The organism is Roseateles sp. YR242, assembly GCF_900109745.1.
Taxonomy (GTDB): Bacteria; Pseudomonadota; Gammaproteobacteria; order Burkholderiales; family Burkholderiaceae_C; genus Roseateles.
Genome location: NZ_FOAV01000002.1, coordinates 511,972 through 525,518 on the forward strand (window position 1 = coordinate 511,972; position 13,547 = coordinate 525,518).

The following is a 13,547-nucleotide window of genomic DNA, read 5'->3' on the forward strand; positions in this document are numbered from 1 at the left end:
CTAGTCCGGTTTATCCAGGACGGCCCTGACTCTGGCCGCCAGTTCGTCCAGAGTGAAGGGCTTGCCCAGCAACTCCACCCCCGGGTCCAGCACGCCGTTGTGCACCACGGCGTTGCGTGTGTACCCGGTGGTGAACAACACCCGCAGATCGGGCCGCCGCTTGCGCACTTCATCGGCCAGCTTGCGCCCGTTCATGCCCGGCATCACGACGTCTGCAAACAGCAGCGCGATTTCCGGATGGGCATCGATCAGCTTCAGCGCGGCTTCCCCGCCTTCCGCTGCCAGCACCCGGTAGCCGAGTTCGGTCAAGGCTTCGATCGATGACAGCCGCACCGACTCCTCATCCTCCACCACCAGCACCGTCTCCTGCCCATCGCTCAGCGGCATAGGGACCGTGGCGCTGGCCACCACCTCGTCCTCGGGCGCATTGAGCAGCCGCGGCAGATAGATCTTCACGGTCGTGCCCTGGCCGGGCTCGGAATAGATCTTGACGTGGCCGCCGGACTGTTTGACGAAACCGTAGACCTGGCTCAGCCCAAGCCCGGTGCCCCGGCCAACTTCCTTGGTGGTGAAGAAGGGATCAAAGGCCCGGGCCATCACGTCCGGCGCCATGCCGCTGCCGGTATCAGACACCGCCACCATCACATACTGGCCTGCGACGAGGCCGATCTGCTCCGACGCGTAACGCTCGTCCAGATAGGCGTTCACCGTCTCGATGGTCAATTGCCCCCCCTCCGGCATGGCATCTCGTGCGTTGACGGCCAGGTTGAGGATGGCGTTTTCCAGCTGGTTGGGATCCGCGTGGGTGCGCCACAGGCCACCCGCGAGCACGGATTCCAGCTCGATGGCGCCGCCCATTGAATGGCGCAGCAGGTCCGACATGCCCGCCACCAGCTTGTTGACGTTGAGCGCTTCCGGCTTCAGCGGTTGCTGCCGGGAGAACGCCAGCAAGCGCTGCGTCAACTGGGCCGCCCGCTTGGTGCCATTGCGTGCCGCGTCCACGTAGCGCATGGCCAGCGCGTCGTCCTTCAGATACTTGCGCGCCAGCAGGTCCAGCGAGCTGACCACCACGGCGAGCATGTTGTTGAAGTCATGGGCAATGCCGCCGGTGAGCTGGCCGACCGCCTCCATCTTCTGGGACTGCCGCAACGCGTCCTCGGTCCGCATCCGGTGGTCCAGCTCTTCCTGGACGCGGCGTTCCAGCGTGTCGTTGAGCTCGCGCAGCGCCTGCTCGGTGCGGTGGCGCTGGGTCACGTCCTGGAACAGCACAGCCACCTGCTGACGCTCGGCAGGCTCAATGCGGAAGGCCGCCAGCTCCAGGTAGCGGCCCGTGCGCTCCAGCTCGCGCTCGAATCGCACCGGCACGCCGGAGAGCAACACGTTGCGGTAGATCTCCACCCAGCCGTCGGCTTCGTCAGGCACCATCTCCCGCACCTTCTGGCCCACCACGTTCGGTATGCCGGCGTTGGCCGCGTAGGCCGGGTTGGCCAGGATGTGAACGTAGTCGCTCAGCGGCCCGTGCGGGCCATCGAAGAATTCAATGACGCAGAAGCCCTCGTCGATGCGCTCGAAGAGCGTCTGGAATTGGCTTTCACTTTCGTTGAGACGACGCAGCTTCAGCACCTTCTCCGTCGTCTCCCAGACCGTGCAGATCAGGCCCTGGATGCGGCCGGCATCGTCACGCAGCGGGGTGAAGGAGAAGGTGAACCAGGCCTGTTCAGTGTGGCCATGGCGGTTGATGAGCAGTGGCAGGTCTTCGCGGTAGAGCCCGCGGCCCTGCAGGGTGGTGGACACCAGCGCCTCCAGGTCCGGCCAGATCTCGGCCCAGACCTGCTGCAGCGGCGCTCCCACGGCGGCCGGATGCTTGCCCCCCAGCATCGCCGAATAGGGCTCGTTGTAGACCATCGCCAGCTCCGGCCCCCAGGCCAGCCACATGGGCATCAGCGAGTCCATCATCATCGCAACGGAGCTGGTCAGCGCCCGGGGCCACTGATCCGGATGGCCAAGTGTGGTGGCGCCCCAATCCGTGCTGCTCAACAGGGGATGCGCAGCAGGCCGGACGGTGCCGGTGGGAACCACGTGGAGGTGAGCGCGGGCGGGCGAACTTTCGTCGTCAATCATGGCGCGGGCGGGGGGCACGAGGAAATAACTGCGGCTGAGTATCGCAGCCTGGCGCAACGGCCTTTTGTCGGTCCATGATCCGGCCCCTTTTCCGGTCCCCGATCCGGCCCCTTTTTCGACCCCTTTCGCGGCCCCTTCCCAATCCCTCGCGGCGCCCTTCCCACTACGAGCCGCACGAGCGGCTAAAAGCCCTTAGGACCCGCAACGAGCCGCACGAGCCGCTAAAGGCGCTCAGGACCCGCTGCGGGCCGCTGCCGCGCGCAGCTTGTCCTTCTTGCTCGGCCGCCGGCCCTTGACGCCGCCGTTCGGGTCCAGCGGCGCCGACACAGCCACCGGTACGTCCTTCGGCTCGAAGCCTTCGATACGCTCACGCGGCACACGGTGGCCCTGGCGTTTTTCGATCAGGCGGAAATGCGCCTCCGCCTGCGCGCCGATAAAACTGACCGCCAGCCCCGTCTCGCCCGCTCGGCCGGTGCGGCCGATGCGGTGCACGTAATCCACCGCTGAACGCGGCAGGTCGTAGTTCACCACCACCGGCAGCTTGGCGATGTCGATGCCGCGCGCGCCCAGGTCGGTGGCCACCAGCACGCGCAGCCGGCTCGCCTTGAAGTCGGACAGCAAGCGCGTGCGAGCGCCCTGGCTCGCATCTCCGTGGAAGGCGGCCGCTTCGATGCCGGCCTTGCGCAGCTTGTCGGCCACGTGGTCGCAGGCGTAGCGGGTTGCCACAAAAACCAGCACGCGGGACCATTCCCCCTGTTCGATCATGTGGCGCAGCAGCGGTGTGCGTCGAGCGTCGTCCACCTCGACGGCATGCTCTTCGATCTTTGCTTCGATCACCGGCTCCGGCGTGATCTCGATGCGGACCGGGTCGCGCAGCAGCTTTGCGGCCAAGGCCTGCACCGCCTCCGGGAAGGTGGCCGAGAACAGCAGGTTCTGGCGGCGGGCCGGCAGCAGTGCCAACACGCGGTTCACCTCATCGGCAAAACCACCATCCAGCAGCCGATCCGCCTCGTCCAGCACCAGGCAGTCCAGATCGGCGAGCTTCAGGCCGTTGTGCTCGACCACGTCGAGCAGCCGGCCCGGGGTCGCGACCACGACCTCGGCCCCCCCGCGCAATGCCATCAACTGCGGATTGATCGACACGCCGCCAAACAGCACCGACACCTTCACCGGCTCGGCCAGGAAGGGCTCGATCTGGCGCAGTGTCTCGCCCACCTGGGCGGCCAGCTCGCGGGTGGGCACCAGCACCAGGGCCTGCGTGCGCCGCAATGCAGGACGAATGCCGGTATCGATCTGCTGCATCAGCGGGAACGCAAATGCCGCCGTCTTGCCCGAACCTGTCTGGGCCGAGGCCAGCAGATCACGGCCGGCCAGGGCCGGCGGGATCGCGGCGGCCTGGATGGGCGTGGGCTCGTCGTAACCCAGCGCATCGGCCGCACGCACGAAGTTGGCGGCCAGCCCGAGGGCGGCGAAGGTGCTCACGGGCGAGGTACTTGCGGGCGAGGTACTCACAGGCGACGCACCTTCACCGACTTGCCCTTCACCTTGCCGGCGTTCAGGCCGCGCAGGGCCTGGTCAGCCACGCTGCGATCCACAGCGACATAGGTGGAGAACTCGTTGACGTTGATCTTGCCGATCAGGCTGCCGGCGAAGCCGAGGTCCTTGGTCAGTGCGCCCAGCACGTCGCCCGGGCGGATCTTTTCCTTGCGGCCGCCCAGGATCTGCAGCGTCACCATCGGCGGGTGCAGGGGTTCGGCGCCCGGCTTGTCGGTCAGCTCGCTCAGTGGATGCCAGACGCTGGGGCTGCCTTGCAACTGCTCGATGCGGCCCACCCTGCCCATGTCTTCCATGCTGGCGAGGCTGAAGGCCCAGCCTTCCTCGTCCGCGCGGCCGGTGCGGCCCACGCGGTGCACATGGACTTCGGCGTCGGGGGTGATGTCCACGTTGATGACCGCTTCCAGCTGGGCAATGTCCAGCCCGCGAGCCGCCACGTCGGTGGCCACCAGCACACTGCAGCTGCGGTTGGAGAACTGCACCAGCACCTGGTCGCGTTCACGCTGGTCCAGGTCGCCATGCAGCTCCAGCGCTGCAATGCCCTGCGACTGCAGCACGGCGACGAGGTCGCGGCATTGCTGCTTGGTGTTGCAGAACGCGAGGGTGCTGCCGGGGCGGAAGTGGTTCAGCAATTGACCCACCGCGTGCAGGCGTTCGCTCTCGTTCACCTCGTAAAAGCGCTGGCGGATCTTGCCGGCCGCATGCCGCTCGGTGAGCTTCACCTCTTGCGGGTCGCGCATGAAGCGCCCGGCCAGCGAGGCCACGCCATCGGGATAGGTGGCGGAGAAGAGCAGCGTCTGGCGGTTCTTCGGGCAGGCCTGGACGACTTGCGCGATGTCCTCGGCAAAGCCCATGTCCAGCATGCGGTCCGCCTCGTCCAGCACCAGGGTGTTGAGGGCGTCCAGCGACAGGGTGTCCCGGGAGAGGTGGTCCAGAATGCGGCCGGGCGTGCCCACCACGATGTGGGCACCATGGGCCAGGCTGGCCAACTGGTTGCGGATGGGGGCGCCGCCGCACAGGGTCAGCGTCTTGATGTTGTCCTCGGACCGTGCCAGGCGGCGGATCTCCTGGGTGACCTGGTCGGCCAGTTCACGCGTGGGGCACAGCACCAGCGCCTGCACCGCAAAGCGACGGGGGTTCAGGTTGGCCAGCAGCGGCAGCGTGAACGCGGCGGTCTTGCCGCTGCCGGTCTTGGCTTGCGCAATCAGGTCGCGCCCCGCCAGCGACAGCGGCAGGCTGGCGGCCTGGATGGGGGTCATCGACAGGTAGCCCAGCTGCTGCAGCGTGGCCTGCATGGTGGGCGGCAGCGGCAGGTGAGCGAAGGAAGAAGCGTCGGCCGGCAGTGGCGACTGCGCCGGCGTCGCGGCGCCGGTGGATTCAGTACGGGTCATGCGCGATTGTCGCGGCTTTCCGGGCCAAGTCCCGCCACGGCAGCGCCTTCAGGGTGAAATTTGCGGCACACCTTCCGCTTGTTCATGGGCGGTCTGCATGGCCTTCTTGGCATACCGCTCGTCAAACCAGGCCGACTGAAGCACGTCCGCCACCATTTCCAGATGGTGATCGCGCACGACCTGCGCCACCTTCGGGTCCTGATAGACGCGGGCACAGGCCTGGCAGCGGTGGGCGTACAGACCTTCCCATTCAATGGACGGGTCCCGGCGGGCCGCCCAGGCCAGCACCTGTTCCGGCCCCTTGTAGTGAATCCAGATCTTGAGGAAGTCGTCCTCGGCCTCTTCGCAGGCGACATGAAGGAACTGCGGCGTGTTCACCGTGGTGACGTTCAGCTCCGGGATCAGGCGCATGCCGATCCCGCAGCAGGCGCCGACCTTGCCGTCCGCCTGCACGGTGTAGGTCTGCAGCACGTTGTCGCAGGCCGAGTGCGCCTTGAAGTTCAGGTGATGGGCGGCCATCCCTTCCGGATAGGTTTCGATGGTGGTGGGGTCCAGCGGCATCCACGGGCTCTCGACGATCTCGATGCGCTGCCTCTGAGGCTCGGCGAGGGCCATGACCACTGGGTGCTCGCGAATGGCTGCAGCCGTGATGGTGCGTGCCTCACGCGATGGGTTGGGATCTGGTTGTACTCGCCAGACCTTGACCGTGTTGCCCTCTTTCTAGGGAGTGAGCAGGGGACACGCCGAGGACGGGGTTCTGTCAGCGAATGGACTGAAACCGTCACTCGGCAGCCGCGGACTCGTTCTCCGTGTGCCGGTCAGGCTCCGTGGTGTGGAGGATCTCGTTCAGGACGGATGTGGCGTAGTTCCCGGCGGGCAAGGAGAACGTGAGCACCAGTTGATGGTCTTGCGGCCATTCCCATGACATGTCCACCGGGCTCGCCACCAGGGCGCGACGCTCCTGATCGAGACCCGCGTGTTCCATGCCGTCGCAGAGCGTGGCGTGCTGTTGCGCCACGCCGTTCTCCAGGGCCTGCGCTTGATCGGCGGTGATCACACGGCCGCGCCCCCAGAGCGGTCCGGTGGGCCGGCCCGCCTCATCCATCACGTCACCGGGCAGGGTCTTGCCCCAGAGCCCCTGCTGAATTCGCAGCGCCAGCACCTCATTGAAGACGAACGAGCGCACCGCCGACAGGTAGATGCCTTTCTTCTTCGGGTTGCGCACGCGGATTTCGCGCGCCAGCATGGCCCGGCCCAACTCGACGTTGCCGCCATCGTGGCCAAAACGCTGCGCGCCGAAGTAGTTGGGCACGCCATGGGAAGCAGCGGCCTGAAGATTGGCCTCAATGGCGTCACGGTCGCCGGTCACGTCTCGCAGCACGATGCGGAACCGGTTGCCCTGCAGGTCACCCGGGCGCAGCTTCTTGACGTGGCGGCTCTGCTGCAGCACCTTGAATTCCGGATGCTGAATCAGCGTCAGGTCGGGCGTCTCGCCCTTGGGCAGATAGATGCTGAACCACTGCCGGGTGATGGCGTAGCGGTCCTTGAGACCGGCATACCCCACGTCCCTTTCCTGCACGTTGGCGGCCTCGGCCAGTTGCTGGGCGACGAAGGCGGTGTTGGCACCGTTCTTTTCGATATCCAGCCAGATGTGTTCACCCTCACCAGCGGGCAACTGCAGCGGCAATTCGGTCACGATGAAATCCTCGTTGAGGAGTTTCAGCGTGGCGCTGGCGCCGCTGGCTGGATAAGCGTTGGGCCACTGCGGCAAGGTCGTGTACTTAGCGTCGGTCATGAGTAGGCTGACAGCACCTGCTGTCGTGAATGACAGGCCAGCTTGCCGGTCAGGGGTGGTCCAGACCGTGATTCTCCCCCCCAAATAGCGATCCCTCGCGACTGTTCGCACCTGACAGAAATCGAATGCGGATGCCGATCTTTTTGCGGATCTTTCATCTCTTGCAAGACCTTGATTCTTGGGAGGTTTCTGGTCACTTTGCGAATGTTTTTGCGGATCTTTTTGCGGATGTTTTTGCCCTTCGCCAGACGCCAAGACATCGCCAATCGCACAGGTTGCCGCCACCGTTGTGCCCTGAAACAAAAAGCCCCCGGGGCGCCCATCAAGGGCACCCCGGGGGCCTCGGGAACCTCTGCAGCGTCAGAGGGAGTTCAGGAACGCCAGCAGCGCCTCCCGGTCTGTCTTGCTCAGGTTGACGAAGCGCTGGCGGCTGGCGGCAGCTTCCCCGCCGTGCCAGAGGATGGCCTCGGTCAGTGTGCCGGCACGGCTGTCGTGCAGATAACCAACCTTCACACCTGTACCCGCCACACGCTCGGTATAACCAATGCCCCACAGCGGCGAGGTGCGCCACTGGTTGCCAGCAGCCTGCGCCTCGACCAGGTTGTCAGCCATGTCCGCGCCCATGTCGTGCAGCAGCAGGTCGGTGTAGGGCTTGATGTTCTGGTTGCGGTTTTCGGCCAGTTCACCAGCCAGACCCGTCTTCATGTCGGTCACGTGGCAGGCAGAGCAGCGCATGGTGGCAAACAGCTTGGAGCCGGCCGCGATCTGGGTGGGATTCACATCCAGATAGGGCAGCGGCGTCACGCCCTTGGGGAAGCCGCTGGTCAGGCTGCGTTGCGCCGGCACACCCAGCAGAGCCACATAGCGCGACAGCAGTTGCAGGTCTTCCTCGGCCAGGCCCTTTTCCACCTTGGAGCGGTTGCACTGGGCCGGGCCGGCCAGGCAGTCACGGTTGGGGTAGACCGGCGAGGTCACCGACATGTCCAGCAGCGCGGCGTTGGCCGTCTGGTGACGAATGCTCACCTTCGCTGCTTTCCAGCCGTAGCGGCCCACCCGCACGGCGCCCGTCTCGGGGTCATAGACCAGATTGGCCTGGCCCTTCACTCCGTCCTCGTCCGGGGTGCTGCGCACGCGGGCCAGGATGTCGGCGTCGGGAATCGCTTCCAGCAGGCCCATGCCGATCATGGGCTGGGCACTGCGCAGCGAATACACCGCCGGCGTCGGGCCGTCAAAGCTCAGGCGCGGCTTGCTCAAGGTCACCACGGTGCCATCCGCCAGCGTCACGGTGCGGGTGTCAAAACCCGCCACGCGCACGCTGTTGCCCCAGTCCTGCAACGCACCAGTGGTGGCCGAGCGCGCATTCATCTGCACCGCCAACCCGTAGGTCGGGTGCGGCTGCTGCTTGCCGTTGGCATCCAGTGCGGCGGTGCGCACCGCCATGGTGTCCAGGCGCTGATTGATCACCTGCGGCGCCAGGCCACGGCCATTGTTGATGTGGCAGGCGAAGCAGTTCGACTGATTGAAACGCGGCCCCTGCAGACCCACCGCCGCCGTGTTGCGGTCGTTGCCTGCCTCGTTGTGGTCGCCGGTCCACATGTTGGTGTGGACCCAGCGCCGCCCCTCGACGAAGCGCTGCATGTTCTGCATGCCAATTTGCGTGTTGGGCTGCTGGAACATGAAGGTCGCGTTGTCCGCGTAGTCGTACGAGATCGACCCCGTGCCGCCTTGCAGCGTCTCAACCGGCAGCGGTGCGTTCAGCAGGCGCGGCTGCACGCCGTACCACGGCCGCAGGCCACTGCCCACCACATAGGTCACCTCGTTGGTGTAGTAGCGGAAGTTGCCGCTGTCACCAATCGCGTCCATCGACGCACGGCTGGCGAAGAAGGAACCCGTGAACTCGATCGCGTCGCCCACCTTGAGGCTGCGCGACGCCACGTTCACACCGTTAGGCACCAGCACGCCGTTGGCATCGGCCGCAATGTCCTGATGGCCGGGCACGTTGTCCAGCACCACGGAGCAGCCATCGTTGGCACCGATGATGCCGCCGTAGCCCGAGTCGGGCCTGGCCAGCGCGCCCTCGGGCGGCTTGGGCACCACCGGGCAGGAGGTCAGGTCCTTGAAGCCGTCGGTGTAGGTGGTGTTGTCCAGCAGGGTGCCGGGCGACATCCAGCCGTAGCCGGTGACACCGGGGTCGTCAAAGCGGCGGAAGAAGGAATGGCCGCCGCCGCGCTGCGCCTGCTGGTAATACTGGTTGACGATGATGCGCGGCTTGGTGACCCCGGCCACGCGGCTGTTGTCGATGAACTCCACACCCCAGGTGCGGTTCTTGAAATAGTTGGCGATGAAGTTCAGGTAGGCGCCCGGGCCCTTGTCCTGCGGCTTGCCATTGGCGTCCACGGTGGCATTGGTGCCATAGCCGATCTCGGCCCAGTCCTCACCGCGCTCGCGTGCATGGCGTGAGCGGCCGACAAAGCCGAAACGGGTCACCAGCGTGCCGTCCGGCAGGGTGAACTGCACCTGCTCCAGCGTGGCCGGAGTGGCAGGCGTCGCCACCGTGCTGCCCACCGGCGGCGTCGGGGAAGCCGAGGTGACCAGCGTGGACAGCGTGTTGTCGCTGCCCGGTGATTGGAAGGTGACCTCGAACAGCGAGTAGCCATACTGCGTGGCCCGGGCCACGCCCTGCAGCTTCACGTAGCGCACGTTGGCGTTCAGGTTGAAGAACTCCTCGGTGCCGCCCTTGCCACCGGCGACATAACGCAGTTGGTACCACGTCTGCCCGTCATCGGAGGCCAGGAGGGCGTACTCCTTGCCGTAGGCGTTTTCCCACTGCAGCTTCATGTAGCCCAGTGCCGTCTTCGTGCCGAAATCGAACTGGATCCAGGCCGCGTCATCGGCCTTGCTGGACCAGCGCGTGGTCAAGCTGCCATCCACCGCCTTGTCGGGACCATTGGCATCGTTCTCGGTGGCGCTGGAGGTCGCGATGACGACCTTGACGGCGCTGCCCGGCTTGCTGACATCCACGCCCGAAGGCAGTTGCAGGGACGGCGGCATCGGCGGGGCGATGGCGACGCCGCCAGTGGGCAGGGAATCGGGCGCCGGCGTGGCGGCCGGGGGCAGTTCGGGCTCGGTCGTGCTGGGCGTCGATGCAGCCGGCGCCGGCGCGGGGGTGCCCGCCACGGGTTGGCTGGTCCCATCACCGGAGGAGTTGCCGCCACCGCAACCTGCCAGCACGCCGAGCGCACCGAGGGCGAGAGCCGCACTGAACATGAACCCCAGACTGGTCGGTGGGGGTGGGCAGGCCGACTTATGGTCAGCTTCTGAAACGTTGTTGCGCATAGCGCTCCTGCATGTCCGAGAAAACTAATCACGGGATGCGCGCCAGCGCATTCCCCGAATGAACTTCTGCGGATTTCAATGCAGTTAACGTGCCGGTTGCGATTCGTCACAAGGCATGGCACATCCAGCCGAAAGTCATGCATTTGCCGGGCGGAATCTGACCCCAAAGCGCGACCTGCCGCATTTGTGCGATCTGCGTGGTGACCTCCAGGCCACGTTTTGTCAGACCCGACACACTTCAGCGGACAAATAGTGTCATCTCACTATTCGACCGCTTAAGGAAGCTGTGCATAACTCGTGCAAGCGAGGTGGTGATGCAGGGGGTTCCTTCAGTCCGGGTAGGCCCGCCTTCCCGGTATCAGGATGTCGACGCGGGTGCCGCGGCCCGGTTCGGACACCCAGGTCAGACGCCCACCGATCAGACCGGCGCGCTCCTTCATGCCCGCCATCCCGAATCCCGCACCCATGCTCGTCACCACGGCGGAGCCTGCGGCGGGCAGCCCAGCGCCGTGGTCCTGGACACTCACCCGCAACTGGCGCGCTTCGTAGCAGACGGTGACATCGATACGGGCAGACGACGCATGCTTGATGGCGTTGCGCACCGCCTCGATCACCACGGCACGCAACTGCGTGGCCACCGCCATCCCCACGGGCCGAGCGATTCCCTGCGTCGTCACCTCGATAACGGGCAGTTGCGGCGCGCGCAGCGACCCCAGTTCCCGACGCAACTCCTGGTCAAAGGGCGCATGGGATTGATGAGACCGCAGGTTGCGGAGTTCCTCCCGAGTGTCGTCGAGCAATTGCTCCGCACGCTCAAGCGCGCGTTCCAGCTGCGAGCGTTCCGGGCTGTCCGCCGGCAGCCGGCGAGCGGTCTGCCCCACCTGCAGGGTCAGGCCGATGGTGCCTTGCAGCAGGTGGTCGTGCAGTTCCCGCGCGATGCGCTCCCGCTCATTGAGTTGCGTATGAAGCCGTTCCTGGGCCCGCCGAACCACCAGCCGCACGCGGCTTCGATAGATCAACGCCAGCAGCCCGATCAGGACCAGCGCCGTGCAGCAGCGGAACGTCCAGGTCTGGTACCAGTTGGGGATGATCACCACCGGCAGCCGCAAGGTGCCCCCCAGGCCCCAGGCACTGCGCGGGGCGCTGGCCTGCAGTTCAACCTGGTAACGCCCCGGTGGGAGCCCTCCAAAATTGAGCTGTCGGCCGCCCAGCTCCTGCCAGTCGTCCTGCAGACCAACAATGCGCGCGCGAAACCGCACAGCCTCTGCCTGATGGAGATCCACAGCGGTGAACTGAACACGGGCAAAGTCGCCACTTCGCATCTCGATGCCGTGGCTGCTGTTCACGGGGGCAGACTTCACCGCCACGTCCAGCAGCCGAGGCGCTGGCGGAATCTGCTGGACCAGCAGTTCCGCCGGGTAGAACCACAGCACGTCGCTCCCCCGCGTGGCCCACAGCCGCCCCGACGAATCCAGCTGGAGCGACGGCGTCCCTCGCGGACTGAGGGCCCCCCGCACACCGTCATGGGGGCCGAAGCGGTCGACGCGCAGCCTGGCGCTGGGGTCCTCGGCGACACGGGCCAACTCGGCCGCCCCCACATGCAGGATGCCGCCTGCTTCATTCATCCACAGGTCACCGGCCGCGTCGAGAACCATCCCCGAGATCAGCCCGACGGTCTCGCCTTCAGCCAGTGCCAGTGGCCGACGCACGCCGTCGCGCACCAGCTCGATCCCTCGGTCGTTGCCGACCCAGACATCCGCACCATGGCTCACGATGGCCATGACCCGCCCCAGACGATGCACGTCAGGGCTCTGCAGCGCTCGCACCTGGCCGGGCGACACCTCCACCAGCCGGCCATCGGTGAAACCGAGCAGCAGCCCGGCCGGTGTGTTGGTCAGCGTGGTGCATTGGCCGCCCAGCAGCGGGTCCTCCACGCGGGACCATTGGCCGCCCGAGAGGCGCCAGAGACCCTGGTCCATGAACGAGGCCCAGAGGCTGCCGTCCGGCATGTCGCCGAGTGCCTGGAGGATCCGATGATGAACGCCGTCGGGAAGGGGAACGTTGTGAAGGCGTCGGTTCTGGAGCTTCCACAGCGAGTCGTAGCCGCCGATCCACACGAGGCCGTTCCGGTCCGTATGACCCACCCCCCCGGCCGAATCAAATCGCGCCGGAGGCACTGGTGCCGGCACCGGCTTGAGCGCCGCATCGAGAAGCACAGGGGCGGCGAAGCGCGACACCAGCAATATCTCCCCGCTTGGCAGCGGCAGGGGCAATCCGTAGGTTGAGCTGCTGGGCGGCGGATGAACCGCCTTGGGCGCGAATCGGTCGATGCCCAGGGTGGTACCCACCCAGACCTGGCGCTGGCGATCCTCATAGAGGCTGAGGACGGACGAGGCGCTGAGCCCCGCACGCGCATCCAGCAGTTCCCCCTCTGCGCGCACCGGGTCTCGCAAGGTGTTCGCGGAGAAATGGGCAATCCCATCGCGATGGAAACCGGAGACCCAGACATCCCCACGGCTGTCATGAAGAAGGTCCGCCGTGATGTCGAGCGGAAGCGGCCACCAATCCTTCCGCTGCCCGCTGGTATGAATGAGTTGGCTCCTGGGGCCATCGGCGCTCCAGTAGCCACCACGTCCATCGAGCTGGGCCAACTCGCCGCGCAAGGTCGGAAACGGGCGGAGCGTTCCGCCGGGGCGGTCCAGGCGGAGCCAGCCTGTGCCCGGCACATAAAGCAGCAGGCTGCCGTCGCCATCCTTCAGGAGGTAGTTGGGCGCCCGCTCCGGCAGGCCCAGGGTGCCAGAGATGCGTTCCCAACGTCCGCCCCGGAACCGGTAGAGGCCTTCAAAGGCATTGGCCCAGACCTCGCCGTGCCACTCCACAAAACTGAAGAGGCGTCCGGCAGGCAGGCCCATTCCCGCCGCATAGTGGGTGAATGTGCCGTCTGACGGGCGATAGTGATCGGCGCCGCCAGCCCGATAGGCCACCCAGATGCTTTGGTCGGCCAAGACCAGCAGGGTGCTGGCGTTGGGCTGCGGCGGAGATCCGGCGGAGGCCTCCGGCCCCATGCGCTCAAACCGCTGCCCATCAAAGCGCACCAGCCCCCAGGCACAAGCCAGCCAGAGAAAACCGTCTTTGCTCTGGTCGATGCCAATGACATCGGGCGGCGCGCCCTGCAATTCTGTCCAGGCGCTGTGGTTGAAGTCAGGGGCGTAGGCGCGAGCGGGTGAACTGCCAACAGATGCCATGGCCACGGAGCCAAGGCAGAGGAGACTGGAGATCAGGCAGACGCTTGAAAGAAGGGAAAGGGGCCGACGCATGGTTTCGCAAGGAGCGAGCGGCATTTTGCACTG

General features: G+C 66.2%; 7 protein-coding genes. All 7 read right to left on the bottom strand.

What is annotated here, in order from left to right; translation table 11 throughout:
• Positions 1 to 2,121 (bottom strand): ATP-binding protein, encoded by a 2,121-nt coding sequence (locus BMY53_RS05920; protein WP_177200746.1) that lies wholly within the window; start codon positions 2,119 to 2,121, stop codon positions 1 to 3.
• 231 nt (positions 2,122 to 2,352) lie between these two features.
• Positions 2,353 to 3,633 (bottom strand): DEAD/DEAH box helicase, encoded by a 1,281-nt coding sequence (locus tag BMY53_RS05925; RefSeq protein ID WP_255370049.1) that lies wholly within the window; start codon positions 3,631 to 3,633, stop codon positions 2,353 to 2,355.
• A complete protein-coding gene (dbpA, locus tag BMY53_RS05930) occupies positions 3,630 to 5,066 on the bottom strand; it encodes an ATP-dependent RNA helicase DbpA (RefSeq protein ID WP_092944611.1) in 1,437 nt (478 codons plus the stop codon). Before dbpA ends, BMY53_RS05925 begins: the two co-directional genes overlap by 4 nt.
• A gap of 48 nt (positions 5,067 to 5,114) precedes the next feature.
• A complete protein-coding gene (locus BMY53_RS05935; protein WP_092944613.1) occupies positions 5,115 to 5,681 on the bottom strand; it encodes a hypothetical protein in 567 nt (188 codons plus the stop codon).
• Between the two features lie 166 nt (positions 5,682 to 5,847).
• Positions 5,848 to 6,861: a tRNA pseudouridine(13) synthase TruD gene (gene truD / locus BMY53_RS05940; RefSeq protein ID WP_092944615.1), complete on the bottom strand. Its 1,014-nt coding sequence runs from the start codon at positions 6,859 to 6,861 to the stop codon at positions 5,848 to 5,850.
• A 360-nt stretch (positions 6,862 to 7,221) separates the two neighbouring features.
• Positions 7,222 to 10,128 carry a di-heme oxidoredictase family protein gene (locus BMY53_RS05945; RefSeq protein ID WP_255370050.1) on the bottom strand — a complete coding sequence of 969 codons (2,907 nt, stop codon included), beginning with the start codon at positions 10,126 to 10,128 and terminating at the stop codon, positions 7,222 to 7,224.
• 398 nt (positions 10,129 to 10,526) lie between these two features.
• Entirely contained in the window at positions 10,527 to 13,442 is a 2,916-nt protein-coding gene (locus BMY53_RS05950) for a sensor histidine kinase (RefSeq protein WP_177200747.1), read from the bottom strand.
• Positions 13,443 to 13,547: the final 105 nt, after the last annotated feature.